The sequence below is a fragment of the Bacillus sp. UMB0728 genome, from assembly GCF_002858875.1.
GTDB classification, from domain to species: domain Bacteria; phylum Bacillota; class Bacilli; order Bacillales; family Cytobacillaceae; genus Bacillus_AB; species Bacillus_AB infantis.
The window spans coordinates 856714-871597 of the sequence record NZ_PKLA01000003.1; the positions used below are offsets into that span (position 1 = coordinate 856714).

Annotated in this window: 12 protein-coding genes; 2 read left to right on the forward strand and 10 right to left on the reverse strand. The window is 47.4% G+C overall.

From position 1 onward, the window contains the following. Nucleotides 1-60: 60 nt before the first annotated feature. Together citZ and CYJ37_RS15325 are read right to left on the reverse strand one after the other, a co-directional pair. On the reverse strand, nucleotides 61-1179 hold the full coding sequence (citZ, locus tag CYJ37_RS15320; protein WP_009791359.1) for a citrate synthase: 1119 nt from the start codon (nucleotides 1177-1179) through the stop codon (nucleotides 61-63). A gap of 369 nt (nucleotides 1180-1548) precedes the next feature. Beyond that, nucleotides 1549-2007 carry a DUF441 domain-containing protein gene (locus CYJ37_RS15325; protein WP_009791357.1) on the reverse strand — a complete coding sequence of 153 codons (459 nt, stop codon included), beginning with the start codon at nucleotides 2005-2007 and terminating at the stop codon, nucleotides 1549-1551. 382 nt (nucleotides 2008-2389) lie between these two features. Here CYJ37_RS15325 and ytvI point away from each other — a divergent pair, with 382 nt between their 5' ends. Further along, nucleotides 2390-3517 carry a sporulation integral membrane protein YtvI gene (ytvI, locus tag CYJ37_RS15335; RefSeq protein ID WP_009791355.1) on the forward strand — a complete coding sequence of 376 codons (1128 nt, stop codon included), beginning with the start codon at nucleotides 2390-2392 and terminating at the stop codon, nucleotides 3515-3517. 80 nt (nucleotides 3518-3597) lie between these two features. Here the strand turns inward: ytvI and CYJ37_RS15340 are convergent, their stop codons facing one another. Further along, entirely contained in the window at nucleotides 3598-3984 is a 387-nt protein-coding gene (locus CYJ37_RS15340; RefSeq protein WP_022544267.1) for an FxsA family protein, read from the reverse strand. Nucleotides 3985-4020: 36 nt separating this feature from the next. On the opposite strand from CYJ37_RS15340, the gene CYJ37_RS27325 reads away from it, so the two are divergent. Further along, nucleotides 4021-4197, forward strand: a complete 177-nt coding sequence (locus CYJ37_RS27325) for a hypothetical protein (protein ID WP_156917018.1) — start codon at nucleotides 4021-4023, stop codon at nucleotides 4195-4197. Here CYJ37_RS27325 and pyk read toward each other — a convergent pair. The 7 genes from pyk to dnaE all read right to left on the reverse strand — a co-directional run bounded on the left by pyk (nucleotide 4170) and on the right by dnaE (nucleotide 14844). Further along, nucleotides 4170-5930 (reverse strand): pyruvate kinase, encoded by a 1761-nt coding sequence (pyk, locus tag CYJ37_RS15345; RefSeq protein WP_009791352.1) that lies wholly within the window; start codon nucleotides 5928-5930, stop codon nucleotides 4170-4172. The two genes, CYJ37_RS27325 and pyk, sit on opposite strands and share 28 nt — an antisense overlap. A 173-nt stretch (nucleotides 5931-6103) precedes the next feature. After that, nucleotides 6104-7063 (reverse strand): 6-phosphofructokinase, encoded by a 960-nt coding sequence (pfkA, locus tag CYJ37_RS15350; RefSeq protein ID WP_009791350.1) that lies wholly within the window; start codon nucleotides 7061-7063, stop codon nucleotides 6104-6106. A gap of 270 nt (nucleotides 7064-7333) precedes the next feature. Continuing rightward, entirely contained in the window at nucleotides 7334-8311 is a 978-nt protein-coding gene (accA, locus tag CYJ37_RS15355; protein WP_094766911.1) for an acetyl-CoA carboxylase carboxyl transferase subunit alpha, read from the reverse strand. Next, complete coding sequence (accD, locus tag CYJ37_RS15360; RefSeq protein ID WP_009791348.1) at nucleotides 8305-9171, reverse strand: acetyl-CoA carboxylase, carboxyltransferase subunit beta; 867 nt, start codon at nucleotides 9169-9171, stop codon at nucleotides 8305-8307. The genes accA and accD overlap by 7 nt, the downstream gene beginning before the upstream one ends. Before the next feature lie 198 nt (nucleotides 9172-9369). Further along, the gene (locus CYJ37_RS15365) at nucleotides 9370-9936 is read right to left on the reverse strand and encodes a FadR/GntR family transcriptional regulator (RefSeq protein WP_050767249.1); all 567 of its coding nucleotides are present in this window, start codon (nucleotides 9934-9936) and stop codon (nucleotides 9370-9372) included. A 66-nt stretch (nucleotides 9937-10002) separates the two neighbouring features. Then, the gene (locus tag CYJ37_RS15370; protein WP_022544269.1) at nucleotides 10003-11241 is read right to left on the reverse strand and encodes an NAD(P)-dependent malic enzyme; all 1239 of its coding nucleotides are present in this window, start codon (nucleotides 11239-11241) and stop codon (nucleotides 10003-10005) included. A gap of 243 nt (nucleotides 11242-11484) precedes the next feature. After that, on the reverse strand, nucleotides 11485-14844 hold the full coding sequence (gene dnaE, locus CYJ37_RS15375) for a DNA polymerase III subunit alpha (RefSeq protein WP_101550508.1): 3360 nt from the start codon (nucleotides 14842-14844) through the stop codon (nucleotides 11485-11487). Between the last annotated feature and the right edge of the window lie 40 nt (nucleotides 14845-14884).

A 14884-nucleotide genomic window follows, 5' to 3' on the forward strand; every position in this document is an offset into this window, starting at 1 on the left:
TCCGAATTCCCTTCTTCTATTACATCAATTTTTTACTGAAAAGTAAAATTGTTTACTATATTATCCGCGTTCAGCAACCGGAACATATGTCTGCATACCCGGTCCTGTATAGTCGGCGCGCGGACGGATGAGGCGGTTGTTTTCGTATTGCTCCAGAATATGGGCAAGCCATCCGGATACGCGGCTTACGGCAAAGATCGGCGTAAACAGGTCATGGTCGATTCCCAGGCTGTGATAAACAGATGCAGAATAAAAATCAACATTTGGCGGAAGGTCTTTCTCTCCTGTCACAATGTCCTCAATCTGTGTTGACATCTGATACCAGTGCGGCTCACCAGTCAGATGAGTCAGCTTTTCAGACATTTCCCTCAGGTGTTTGGCGCGCGGATCGCCTTTACGGTATACGCGGTGGCCAAAGCCCATGATTTTTTCTTTATTGTCCAGCTTCTCGCGAATATATGAATCTACATTATTCAATTCGCCGATTTCTGTAAGCATCTTCATGACGGCTTCGTTTGCTCCTCCATGAAGAGGCCCTTTAAGAGCGCCTATGGCTGCAGTGACACCGGAATAAACGTCAGATAATGTCGCTACACAGACACGGGCAGTGAAAGTGGATGCATTCAGCTCATGGTCGGCATGCAGGACAAGCGCCTTGTTGAAAGCTTCAACTGCGATATCTTCCGGCTCGTTGCCAGTAAGCATATAAAGGAAGTTGGCAGCAAAAGTGAGATCCTTTCTAGGGGCGATCGGATCAAGCCCTTTGCGCACACGTGCAAATGCCGTAACGATCGCAGGCATTTTGGCCTGCAGGCGGACTGCTTTGCGGTAATTGGCCTCTTCATTCATTTCATCTGCTTCCTCATCATATAAGCCAAGCAGGGACACAGCTGACCTCAGCGCAGCCATAGGATGCACCTTATCAATCGGATACATTTTGAAATGTTCAAGCACTTCCTGAGGAAGTTCCATATCTTCTGCCAGCTGGTTCTTAAGCTCTTCCAATTGTTTGGCAGTCGGAAGCTTCCTGTGCCACAATAAATAGATTACCTCTTCAAAACTTGCATTTTCCGCCAGATCATCGATATTATATCCCACATAAGTGAGCGTATCATCGATGATCGAGCTGATAGAGGAAGTAGTCGCCACTACCCCTTCAAGTCCTCGTGTTGCTGTCATATGAACCTCTCCTTTACAAATTGATTTTCCCCTTGCCGGTATGCCTGTAAACATGCCGGCATGTCCAAAAATAGCACCGGTAAAAGATCATTCTGTTCAGCCCGACCGAGCCTGTTGTGTAATAGACTGCAGAGCTGATGCTGCAGGTTTTTGAACAAAGCTCCGCAAGCCTGATATATCGAGCGCTTGCTCGGAACCAGTATTAAAAAAAAGAAAATGCTTTCATTTTTTCGTTGCCGCCTTTTACTGATTCTGGCGGCAGGAAATTGTAAAAAGGTTACGCTTACAAGTCCTATTATAAACAATTATCTGATATTTGTGAATGAAAAGGCACTCGAAATGTGAAAAAATTATTATTTTTGGAGAAAACTATTTTAGAAATTCAAATAGTCTCATTGCCATGTAAGCGATTCCAGCTCCGATCAATGGCCCGACTGCAACCCCCTTAAACAGGGATACGGCCAGAATGGTCCCAAGAACAAGCGCTGCCGTAATATGCGGATCCTCGGTCAGCAGTGTCAATCCGCCTTTTGCAATCAGCGCGACTGCCATTCCCGAAATCAGGGCAATCCAGGCGTACGGCGATTTAAAAGCTGCTGTCAGTTCCTTGAAACCGATATCTCCGCTTGCAATCGGGGCCAGTACTGCGATGGTAATGACCGTGACTCCCCAATTGACTCCTTTTGACTGCAGCACGGAAAATATCTTTGAATCAGCACCAATGGCTTTTATAGCCACCAGCACCATGACAGCGAGGACAAGAGAGTTATTTTTCGCAGCCAGCCCGATGGCCAGCAGCAGGATCAAAAAAATAAGCGACTGAGACATATTATTCTTCCTTCCTTCATACTTTCATTATTTTAACATAATATAATTAAGGTTTTTTATTGATTTGCCTGACAATGCGCACATGCTGCCACATTGCTTTTCAGTCTGGTCTTCCTCCTGATTCTGATGCTATTGAAGCTGCTTAATCGCTTTTTCTTTTGAAACATATGCAGCAGGACAATGGACCGTCTTCAACGAATATGTCACTATATGCTGGTCCTGGCTGCTTTAGCGCCTGCCCCAAAAAATATCTTTTTTCCGGCAGTGCCGAATCTTACTCCAGCGGGGAACGTAAATATGAAGTGATGCCTGCTGAGCAGTGCAGTACGGCAGAGGGCAGCACCCGGCGCAAATTTGAATATCCCAAGGAGGAAAAACGGTTTTGAATACTGTTTATCTGAATCGATCCCTGAGATTTATTGTAGTTATTGGAGCAGTCCTCCTGCTCCTGGCTGGTTTATTTTATGTTTCAAAGGTAACCTATCCGTTTATAATCGGATTCGCCATTGCGTTTCTGATGAATCCGCTTGTCAATTTCCTCGTCAGGAAAGGGAGGATGCCAAGGGCTCTCGCCGTTCTTATCAGCCTGATTCTTATTTTTGCCTTTTTTGCCGGTCTTATTACTCTGCTGATTGCCGAGATCGTCTCTGGTGCAGACTACCTGGCACAGGTGGTTCCGAATCATCTTGAAACGCTGATTACATATGCCGAAGACTTTTTTGCAGGACAGCTGATCCCGCTTTACAATCAGCTCACCAGTATGTTCAACAGCCTGGATACGGGACAAAAGGATACCATCCTCGCCAATATCCAAAATGTAGGCTCCAGATTCGGAGCGACCGCAGGATCTTTTATACAATCGTTTTTTGAAAAAATCCCAAATATCCTTTCCTGGTTCCCTAATGCTGCAACCGTCGTGATTTTTTCCCTTCTGGCCACTTTTTTCATCAGCAAAGACTGGTACAGGCTTTCCATCCTGGGGAACAGGCTGCTCCCTGAAAAAGCAAAAGCCAGCAGCGCAACAGTTTTCACCGATCTGAAAAAGGCCTTATTCGGGTTTGTCAAAGCACAGGCTACCCTGGTCTCTATCACTGCTATCATCATATTAATCGGGCTGCTCATCCTTCGTGTAGATTATGCCATCACGATTGCCCTCGTTACAGGGATCGTTGACATCATCCCTTACCTGGGCACAGGCCTGATTTTTGTCCCTTGGATTATTTACGAGGCCATTGCAGGAGAAATGAGCACCGCAGTCGGACTGGGAGTCCTATATGTCATCGTCCTTGTACAAAGGCAGATCATGGAGCCGAAGGTGCTTTCCTCCAGCATAGGCATGGATCCGCTCGCTACCCTGGTTGCTTTGTTTGTCGGCTTTAAGACAATCGGTTTTCTTGGCCTCATTGCCGGCCCTGTAGTCCTTGTCATTATCACGACCCTCCATAAGGCAGGCGTGTTCAGGGATTTATGGCTTTACATTAAAGGTAATGACAGAAGAAAGCCTGTATGAACAGGCAATGAAAAGAAGAAAGTCTGCCATGCAGGAAGCGGGGGAATAAGGAACCCGCTGCTCCAGGGCAGACTTTCTTTCTATCTGATAATCTTAATGTTTCCTCTTTGAATCCTGCTCCTGAAAATTTTCATCAGGATATTTTTGAAGAATATCCTTGAAGGGGGCAGCAGCAGAAGGAAACCAGTTATATCTGTAATAAACCCGGGCGTCAAGAGCAGCGTGCCGCCGACTAGGATGCAGATGCCATCCAGGACCGCATCTCCCGGAAGCTGGCCGCGGCCGAGCTGTTCCTGTACCCTGCGGATTGTCTCAAGCCCCTGCTTCTTTGCCAGGTAAGCACCCAGCAGGCCTGTACAAATGATGAGCAGGATGGTCAGCCATACACCGATGACCTTTCCTGACAGCAGAAGAACTCCTATTTCAGCTGCCGGGATGACGATCAACAGCAGAAGAATATAGCGCATTTCTTTTCCTCCAGTCTTGAACAGGTGGTGGATTACATGCCAGAAGACATTTTTTCTAAAATACCTGCCTGTCCCTATTATAAAACTGTATGGCTTAAAAGACCAATTATGCAGGAACAGCACATCATAAAATTAATTTTTGACAAAAAAGAAGAAGGGCGGCAAAACCCTTCTTCTTTTCTTAATTACAGGACGCTGGCATGTCCATTATAGATGATGCCTCTGCGCGAATCGACTGTGATTTCCTGGCCATCCTTGAAAATGGAAGTAGCGTTTTCCGCACCCACGATAACAGGAATTCCAAGATTAAGGCCGACAACAGCTGCATGGCTTGTTAATCCGCCCTCTTCCGTGATCAAGGCACTGCATTTTTCAATGGCAGGAACCATATCACGGTCAGAGCCGACTGTGACAAGAATGGAACCTTGCGTGACCTTTTCAATCGCTTCCTTTGCATCCTTTGCGACAACCACTTTCCCGAACGCTGATTTGCGGCCGATGCCCTGTGCTCTCAGTGCTGCATCGCCAATCACGTGAATCTTCATCAGATTCGTTGTTCCTGCCTCGCCAACAGGGACGCCTGCAGTGATGACAACCAGGTCGCCTGAACCGACTAGTCCGCTGTTCATGCTTTCCTGTACAGCTGAATCGAGCATATCATCCGTCGTTGAAGCTTCCTGTCCGACCTGAGGATATACACCCCAAACCAATGAAAGGCGGCGTGTAACAGATTCTTGGGAAGTTACCGCAACAATCGGTGCCTTTGGACGATATTTTGAAATCATCCTTGCTGTATGGCCGCTTTCCGTTGGAGTGATGATTGCATTAACATCGAGATTCAAAGCAGTATGTGCCACAGACTGGCCGATCGCATCTGTGATATTATGTTCGTTATCCTTGCTGCGGTTAGAAAGGATTTCTTTATGATCAAGCGCTGATTCTGCACGGGAAGCGATGTTATGCATCGTCTGCACTGCTTCTACCGGGTATGTGCCTGCTGCTGTTTCTCCGGATAGCATGATGGCATCTGTGCCGTCAAAGATCGCATTGGCCACATCGCTTGCTTCTGCACGCGTCGGGCGCGGATTGCGCTGCATGGAATCAAGCATCTGTGTAGCGGTAATAACAGGCTTGCCTTGAATATTGCACTTTTTGATCAGGCTTTTTTGCACAAGAGGAACCTCTTCAGCAGGGATTTCAACACCAAGGTCGCCGCGGGCTACCATCAGACCGTCAGATACTTCAAGGATTTCATCGATGTTGTCGACGCCTTCCTGGTTTTCGATCTTAGGGATGATTTGGATATGTGAAGCATTATTATCTTCAAGCAGCTGCCTGATTTCAAGAACATCCGAAGCACGGCGCACGAATGATGCAGCAATGAAGTCTACTCCCTGCTCAATTCCAAAAAGGATATCATTTGCATCCTTCTCTGTAATTCCTGGAAGTTTTACAGAAACGCCTGGAACGTTAACGCCTTTTTTATTTTTCAAAGTTCCGCTGTTGAGGATCTTTGTGTGAATTTCACTGTTGGCCTTATCAATCTTTGTTACTTCTAATCCGATCAGGCCGTCATCCAGCAGGATTTTTGAACCAGTATGGACATCGTCAATCAGTCCGGCGTATGTAACTGAAAATTTATCGGCATTCCCCAGAACTTCATTCATTGAAACAATGATATTGTTTCCGGCTTCTAGCTCGACTGCCCCGTTTTCCATATTGTTTGTACGGATTTCAGGTCCTTTTGTATCAAGCAGGATTGCGACCGTCTTGCCAGTGCTTTTAGAAGCCTCGCGGATGTTTTTGATCCTTGCTCCATGTTCTTCAAAATCTCCGTGGGAAAAATTCAGACGGGAAACGTTCATTCCAGCTTCAATCAGCTGTGTCAATTTCTCAATACTTTCACTGGCAGGGCCAATCGTACAAACGATTTTCGTTTTGCGCATATTTCACAAACCTCCTGATATATTTGCACAGTCAGATTCCTCCTACTGTACCTGTGCTTGCTTCTGCAAGCCATTGCGTTCATAATCCAGGGCGTTCCGGCTCCTTAATCCGATCATGAGCCGGCCCTGATGAAAAGGCGGGGAGGCTTCCTCGCAAGCCTCCGCCATTTTCTTTAAATGGAAAGCTCCTGTGACAGTTTGTACAAGTCAAGGTCAACAGTGTGCTTTCTGCCCAATGCTTCAATAATATCATAATCAACCAATTTATTCTGCTCCATGCCTACTGCACGGCCGCCTTTGCCATCCAGCAGCAATTCCACAGCACGGGCGCCGAGCCTGCTTGCCAGCACACGGTCAAAAGCAGTCGGAGATCCGCCGCGCTGGATATGGCCCAGTGTTGAAATCCGGTTATCAGTGCCGGTGGCTTCTTTCAGCTGCTTTCCGAACTCATGGCCGCTGCATACACCTTCAGCAACCACGATGATACTGTGCTTCTTGCCGCGTTCATTCCCTTTTTGAAGACGATCTGCGATATCATTCATATCGTAATTTTCTTCTGGGATCAGAATGGTTTCTGCTCCGCCTGCAAGGCCAGCCCAAAGGGCGATATCTCCTGCATTCCGGCCCATAACCTCAATGATGAAGGTTCTTTCATGAGATGTAGCTGTATCGCGGATTTTGTCGATCGCATCAATAACTGTATTCAAAGCCGTGTCAAAGCCGATTGTAAATTCTGTACCAGGGATATCATTGTCGATTGTGCCCGGCACCCCTACACAAGGATATCCTTGCTCAGTCAGGGCTTTGGCGCCCATGTAGGAGCCATCCCCGCCGATTACGACAAGGCCGTCAATGCCATGCTTTTTGAGCTGATCGATCCCCTTTTGCTGTCCTTCTTTTGTCTTGAACTCTTCGCATCTTGCTGAATAAAGCATTGTGCCGCCGCGGTGAATAATATCGCCGACTGAACCAAGCTCCAGTTTCTTGATATTTCCGCTGATCAAGCCTGCATATCCGCCGAAAACGCCATATACTTCAATTTCATGGAAGATCGCCTTTCGGACTACGGCACGCACAGCTGCATTCATTCCGGGAGCGTCCCCTCCGCTTGTTAATACGCCAATTCGTTTCAACATAATCACCTCATTAATTGTCAATAGCAATAAACTATGTAAATGGATAAAATAGGAAAGATCTATATTTGAGAGGATAGTTCATACCCTCTTATTATAAACATAATAGCAGGGAATATTTCTAAAATACCATGAAGAATGGTCTATCTCAACTTAATCCTGCACGAAACAGCAAAAGACGGAATTATCGCTAAAATGAAAGCGTTTAACCTTTAGCCGGACGACTTTTCCCATGTGGAGTAAAAGAAAAACGTGCTGGAAGCACGTTTTTTAATTTACCCCAATATAGTCATTCAAAAACGAGTATTCACCGATCGACTTATATTTTTCATATCTTTGGCTGACAAGCTGCTCCACCGGCAAGCCTTTCAACTCCTTCAGTGCCGAGTACAAGATGCTTTCGATTTCGAAGGCCTGTCCTCTCGCATCTTTATGAGCTCCCCCTTTGATTTCCGGGATCACTTCGTCTACAACTCCAAGCTCTTTCAGATCCGGAGCGGTGATCTTCATTGACTCTGCCGCCCTTTTCGCCTGGGCTGCATCTTTCCAGAGAATTGCTGCTGCCCCTTCTGGTGAGATGACGGAGTAGGTGGAGTTTTCAAGCATCATAATGCGGTCCCCGACTCCCAATGCCAGGGCGCCTCCGCTGCCGCCTTCACCGATGACGACACAAAGGACGGGCACCGTGAGGCCAGCCATTTCAAATAGATTTCGGGCAATGGCTTCGCTCTGTCCCCGCTCTTCTGCTGCCTTCCCGGGATAAGCGCCTTTCGTGTCAATGAAGCAAATGACAGGACGGCCAAACTTCTCCGCCTGCTTCATCAAACGGAGTGCCTTGCGGTATCCTTCAGGATGAGGCATCCCGAAATTCCTGCGTATATTTTCCTTGGTATCCTTGCCGCGCTGCTGGCCGATTACCGTGACAGGAAGTCCCCTGAACTTTGCAATACCTCCAACAATGGCTTCATCATCCCCAAAGGCCCTGTCTCCATGGCACTCAAAAAAGTCAGTAAAGATGTGGGATATATAATCAAGCGTCGTTGGCCGGGAAGGATGGCGTGCAATCTGCACCCTGTCCCAAGGCTTCAGATTCTCATAAATATCCTTCTCCAGCTTCTCAAGGCGGTTCTCAAGCTTGGTTATTTCGGCAGAAAGGTCGACTTCTGCATCTTTTGTAAAATCCTTCAGCTCGGCAATTTTCTTTTTCAGCTCGACGACCGGCTTTTCAAATTCAAGTTCTCCTACCATTCGAAGTCACCTCCTTGATGAATGCTGAGTATGTTGGCTACTTTCTCCTTCAGCTCCGTCCTTGAAACCACTGCATCAAGCTGGCCATGCTTAAGCAGGAATTCAGACGTCTGAAAATCTTCAGGCAGTTCTTCCCTTATCGTCTGTTCAATGATCCTCCTGCCCGCAAAGCCGATCAGTGCTCCAGGCTCTGCCAAATTGTAATCCCCCAGTGAGGCAAAGCTTGCTGAAACGCCTCCTGTAGTAGGATGGGTCATGATCGAGATAATCAGGCCGCCATTATCGCTGAAGCGTTTCAGCGCAACGCTGGTCTTGGCCATCTGCATAAGGCTGAGTACCCCTTCCTGCATCCTTGCCCCGCCGGAAGCAGTGAAAATGATGAACGGAACAGCCAGTTCATCCGCTTTTTCAATTGCCCGGGTGATCTTCTCCCCGACTACAGATCCCATGCTTCCCATCCGGAAAGTCGAATCCATTACAGCCACAGAAACTTTCATGCCTTCTACTTCACCAGTCCCCGTTACGACAGCCTCATTGATGCCTGTCTTTTTGCGGTCTTTCTCCAGCTTCTCTACATAATCCGGAAAGCCAAGCGGATTTTCAGAAATCATATTAGCATTAAGCTCTTCAAAAGTATGCGGATCGAGGAAGCTGTTAAGCCGCTCACGGGAATTCATGGAATGATGGTGCTGGCAATGGAAGCACACTTTTAAATTTTTGGACAGCTCTTTCGTATACATGATCTTTTTGCAATTAGGACATTTCGTCATAATTCCCTCTGGAACATCATGCTTTGCGGTTTCCGAAGGTATGGTTGCATATTTCTTCTTTTTTGGTTTACTGAATATATCTTTAAGCAAGGTGAACCTCCCCCATTCGTTACATAAGCAATTAATATCAGGCAAATGCCTCAGGAACTATCAGCCCCAATATACTTAAATACTGCTTAAGATCCAGTGGTCAGACCACCGATCTAAAAAACGAAGCCTTTTCAGGCGCTTCGTATGTTTGTCCCTATCAATATAGAACAATCGCTTTGCAGAATCTGCAAAAAACTGTCACCGCTGAATCGACAATTTCCTCAAATCCCGGTACACTCTTCTGACTTCTGATTCTTTCCGGGTTGAAAGAGCGTCGATAAGATTTGTATACTCTTCGAGTGTGGCATCGGCTCCTTGCAGATGCAGTGAATTGTAATAATCCTTCAGGATCAGCCACATTCTGATGAACAGATGGTTATCCGCCAGGCTGACAATTTTGTAAAAAAAATCATCATCTGCAAAAGCAGATGAATCCACCCACTTCCGCAGCTCCAGAAGCTGGGCATCTTCTGCCTTGCGCATGACCAGCCACAGGCAGTCCATCTCAATCAGGTACTTGGTTTCCCTGACATCATGCTTTGATCTTTCATCCTGCAGGATGAATGTACTCAATAATTGTACAAGCTGGTGCCCCCTGAAGTCACGGATGAATGTCCCTTCCCCGCGCCTTGTCTCAATAAGGCCAAGCAGTTCAAGCGCCCGCAGCGCTTCCCGGACGGAAGAGCGCCCAACATTCAGGCGCTCTGTCAGTTCCCGTTCAGAAGGCAATTTGTCCCCAGGCTTCAAGCCATCCTCCTGGATCATCGATCTTAATTCTTTCACGATTTCAACATATACTTTGGAGCCTTCCGACAAATTCACGCTCTCTGATCACTCACTTTTTCCAATGACTGCAAGTCTGCTTGTTTTTGCCTTTACTTCTTCAGGATCCACTTTGATCCTGGCTACGCCCGTCTCCATGGCTGCCCTCGCTACCGCTGCAGCCACCGCCGGCGCAACCCTCGGATCAAACGGTCCCGGAATGACGTAGTCTGCAGTCAGCTCTTCTGTGCTGACCAGGCTTGCAATTGCTTCGACCGCAGCCACTTTCATTTTCTCATTTATATGTGTTGCCCTCACATCCAGGGCTCCGCGGAAGATTCCGGGAAAAGCAAGGACATTATTCACCTGGTTAGGGAAATCCGACCTTCCGGTGCCCACAACCATTGCGCCTGCCTCTTTTGCTTCTTCAGGCATGATCTCCGGATTAGGATTGGCCATCGCAAAAATAATAGGATCCTGCTTCATCGACCTGACCATGTCTGCTGTCAGAGCTCCTTCTGCAGAAACTCCAATAAATACGTCTGCATCGACAATGACATCTGCCAGGCTTCCTTGCTTATTGTCGCGGTTCGTATATTTCGCCACTTCATTTTTAATATCATTCATGCCCTGCGGACGGCCTTCAAAAATGGCGCCTTTTGTATCGCACATGATAATGTCCCTGACGCCATAGCTGTACAGCAGCTTAATGATGGCAATTCCGGCAGCGCCTGCACCATTAGCTACAACTTTGACCTCATTCATCTTCTTTCCTGCAAGCTTAAGGGCATTGACCATCCCTGCAACTGTCACAATAGCTGTGCCATGCTGATCATCGTGGAAGATTGGTATATTGGTTTCTTTTTTCAGCCTTTCTTCAATCACGAAGCAATTAGGAGCCGCAATATCCTCCAAATTGACGCCCCCGAAGGTTGGCTCAAGAAGCTTTACAGTTTCAACGATTTTATCAATATCGGTTGTATTCAGGCAGATGGGAAAAGCATCAACGCCTGCAAAGCTTTTAAAAAGGACCGCTTTCCCTTCCATTACAGGTAGCGCAGCCTCCGGGCCGATGTTGCCGAGTCCAAGCACGGCTGTACCGTCTGATACTACAGCAACCATATTGCCCTTCATTGTATACTCGTATACTGTTTCCGGTTTATCATATATCGCCTTGCACGGCTCAGCCACTCCCGGCGAATAAGCAAGGCTCAGATCCTTGGCATTACGTACCTGGACCTTGGATTTCGACTCCAGCTTTCCCTGGTTTTCGCGGTGCATATGCAAAGCTTCTTCTCTTAGTGTCAAAACGGCTCACTCCTTCGTTTATGCAGAAAGGTTTCATTTGCTATATTATTAAATGACTTATTTTAGTGGTCAGACCAGTCAATCTATTTACCAATATAACATATCCTGATTTGATGTAAAGACAAAACAACCGGTCCAAATGACGTATTTTCGTCCGTTTCTGCCTAATCTCAGGACGACTTGCTGCTGTAACCTTTCTGCCGGAAGAAGCAAAATTCCTGCCTGAAACAGGCAAGAATCCCACTATTTTATAATTACATTTTCAGTGCCGAGCACGCTGCCCAGATCTTTGAGCAGCTTTTCTGAGGCATCTGCTCCGTTTCCTTCTGCCAGGCGGATCGTCTTTTGAGATCCTGCATAATGAAGGACGACCGGAACTGATCCAGGATTCCTCCCCAGGATAGCTTTGAGCTCCTTCAGGCCTTCAGGTGTTTCTATATCTTCAGGGACCTTCAAATATAAGGTCCTCTCATGCTTGCCTGCTTCTGCTGCTGCCTGTCCCATATCTGCGGCACGGTTCACAATAAACTGCCTCTTTCCATCCCGCTCCTCGGCTTTGCCTTCCAAGAGAAGGATAGCTCCCTGCTTCAGGAGTGCAGAATCCCTTTTATATACCGCAGGGAATACAACTGCCTCCATTTCTCCGCTCTGGTCATTGAGGGACAGGAAAGCCATGGCCTCTCCCTTCTTCGTCCTGATTTTTTTTACTTCTGAAAGATAAGCGGCAGTTCTTATATTCCGGCTGCCAGGTTCCATATCTGCCAGCTGTGTGACACCGAGGGAGGCAAAACTGGCAGCATAAACGGAAACAGGATGGTCTGACAGATAAAGTCCGAGATACTCTTTTTCATACTGAAGCTTATCTTCAATGCGGATGGGGTCATTTTCCGCGTACTTCGGCTTGATGGAAAATTCATCTTCAGAGAAGAAATCCTCCTGGCCGGACTCATCCGGCTTAACCAGTTCTGCATGCTCAATCGCTATATCCAGAGTGGCAAGCAAAACAGCGCGGTCCTCCCCGAATTCGTCGAAGCTGCCGGAATGCACAAATGCCTCCAGAATTTTTCGTGTGGCTGATTTTGCAGGTACCCTGATGCAAAAATCAAACAAATCCTCAAAACGCTTCTGCCTTCGGGCGTGAAAGACATCCTTCAGGACAGAGGCGCCTATCCCTTTCACTGCTGCAAGGCTGTAGCGGATGCCGCCGCTTTCTGCCTGGAAGGAATAGCCGCTCGAATTGATTGATGGCGGAAGAAGCGTGAGCCCCAGATGCTTCAGCTCACGGATATACTGGGCAAGCTTATCTTCATTGCCTGAAGCCTGTGAAAGGAGTGCAGCCATAAAGTTCAAAGGATAATTAGCTTTCAAATAGGCAAGCTGGTAAGCGATAAAGCTGTAGGCGACAGCGTGGCTTCTGTTAAAGCCGTAATTTGCAAAGCGCACAATCAGGTCGTAAACTTCCTGAGCTGTTTTCTCGTCATAGCCGCTGCTCACAGCACCTGATGCAAAATGGGCCCTCTCCCGGTCCAGCACATCCTTCTGCTTTTTACTCACAGCCCTTCTCAGCAAATCTGCTTCTCCCAAAGAGAAGCCGGCCATCTTGGAAGCAATCTGCATGATTTGCTCCTGGTAGACAATGACTCCGTAAGTTTTTTCTAAATACGGCTTCAAATCCGGATGCGGGTAAGAAATCGGCTCTTTCCCATGCTTCCTGTTAATGAAGGATGGGATATTCTCCATCGGTCCCGGCCTGTATAATGCATTGACCGCCACAATATCTTCAAAGCGGGTCGGCTTCAGCTTCTTGAGTACATTCCGCATCCCATCAGATTCAAGCTGGAAGACACCTGTCGTCTCCCCGGAGCTAAGAAGCCGGTATGTCTTTTCATCATCCAGGGGGATCTTTTTTATATCAGGTTTCTTTCCTGTTTTCCGCTGAATGGAGGATAAAATCGTTTCAATAAGGGAAAGATTGCGCAGCCCCAGGAAGTCCATTTTTAAAAGGCCGGCAGCCTCCAGATGCTCCATTGAGTATTGCGTCAAATAGACTCCTTCATGGCCCTGCTGGATTGGAACCACATTAACAAGGGGAAATTCGCTGATAACCACACCTGCAGCGTGTGTGGATGTATGCCTTGGAAGCCCTTCGATTTTCAGCGCTGTTTCAAATAACCTCTTATTCAGGCTGGATTCAGCCGTAAACGCCCGCAGCTGTTCTGATTCTTTGTAGGCTGTTTTCAGGTTTGTGCCTGGTCGGGACGGGATCAGGCGAGAAACCTGCTCAAGCTCTTTTGCATTCAGGCCGAACACCCTTCCGGTATCCCGCATTGCCGCTTTGGCTGCCAGCGTGCCGAAAGTGATAATCTGGGCCACATGGAGCTCTCCGTATTTTTTTGCGACGTATCTGATGACCTCATCCCTTCTATGGTCCGGAAAGTCTATATCAATATCTGGCATGGATATCCGCTCCGGATTAAGAAAGCGCTCAAACAGGAGCTCATGCTCAATTGGGTCAGCATCGGTTATATAAAGGACGTAAGACACCATGGATCCGGCCGCAGATCCCCGGCCAGGGCCAGTTAGGATGCCGTTTTCTCTGGAGAATTTGATGAAATCCCAGACAATCAGAAAATAATCGCTGAACTTCATTTTTTTAATGATGCCTAACTCATATAGAAGGCGTTGGCGATGGACTTCCGAAGCCTCGGGATAGCGCTCCGCAAATCCCTTCCAGCACAGCTCTTCCAGCAGTGTATCCGCATCCCCCTCCGGGACAGGGTATTTTGGCAGATGCTTCTTATCAAGCTCCAGCATGACATTGCATTGCTCCATAATTTTAATGGTGTTCTCCAGTGCTTCAGTGCTTTCTGTAAAAACCTCTGACATTTCTTCTGCTGTCTTAAGATAATATTCATCGCTTTGAAGACGGAAGCGGTTTTCGTCCTGGAGTTTATCGCCATTTTTAATGGCCAGAAGGCATTCCTGGGCAAAAGCATCTTCTTTTTCGGCATAAAACACCTGGTTTGCCGCAGCGGTCTGAAAGCCATGGTTTACAGACAATTCCTTCAGCTTTCTGTTTATCTTCTTTTCTTCCGGAAGGCCATGATCCTGATAGGCCAGATAAAACCGGTCTTTTCCGAAAATCTCTGTATAGAGGCGAATGGCTTCAAGCGCCTTCTCTTCTTCACCGCCGGCAATATACTGTTCGATTTCTCCTTCCAGGCCCGGTGTAAGGGCAATAAGCCCTGAGGAATAATGCTTCAGCCATTTTACCGGGATCCCCCCGTCCGCTTTCGTTTGAAGAGTGCTCGATATTTTCAGGAGGTTCTGGAAGCCGTCCTGGTTTTGGGCCAGGAGCACTAAAGGGCTCGGCCCCTTTTCCCCTCCCGCGGATTCAATATCTGCACAAAGGCCGATGATCGGTTTAATAGAATGCTTGAGACATTCCTTGTAAAACTGAACCGTACCATACATTACATTCCGGTCTGTCAAGGCAATGGCGCTGAAGCCTTTCTGCTTTGCCCGCGCAACAAGCTGTTCAACCGAAACCGTACTTGTCAGCAGGCTGTATGCACTATATACATGAAGGTGAATAAATGACATTAACTCACACCCTTAATCCGTCGTTCCGGGCACAAAGCCT

Excerpts from the sequence above, each read along its gene's own strand:
- citZ (WP_009791359.1), bottom strand. The coding sequence starts at position 1,179 with ATGACAGCAACACGAGGACTTGAAGGGGTAGTGGCGACTACTTCCTCT.
- CYJ37_RS15325 (WP_009791357.1), bottom strand. The coding sequence starts at position 2,007 with ATGTCTCAGTCGCTTATTTTTTTGATCCTGCTGCTGGCCATCGGGCTG.
- CYJ37_RS15340 (WP_022544267.1), bottom strand. The coding sequence starts at position 3,984 with ATGCGCTATATTCTTCTGCTGTTGATCGTCATCCCGGCAGCTGAAATA.
- CYJ37_RS27325 (WP_156917018.1), top strand. The coding sequence starts at position 4,021 with ATGCCAGAAGACATTTTTTCTAAAATACCTGCCTGTCCCTATTATAAA.
- pyk (WP_009791352.1), bottom strand. The coding sequence starts at position 5,930 with ATGCGCAAAACGAAAATCGTTTGTACGATTGGCCCTGCCAGTGAAAGT.
- accA (WP_094766911.1), bottom strand. The coding sequence starts at position 8,311 with ATGGTAGGAGAACTTGAATTTGAAAAGCCGGTCGTCGAGCTGAAAAAG.
- CYJ37_RS15365 (WP_050767249.1), bottom strand. The coding sequence starts at position 9,936 with ATGATCCAGGAGGATGGCTTGAAGCCTGGGGACAAATTGCCTTCTGAA.
- dnaE (WP_101550508.1), bottom strand. The coding sequence starts at position 14,844 with ATGTCATTTATTCACCTTCATGTATATAGTGCATACAGCCTGCTGACA.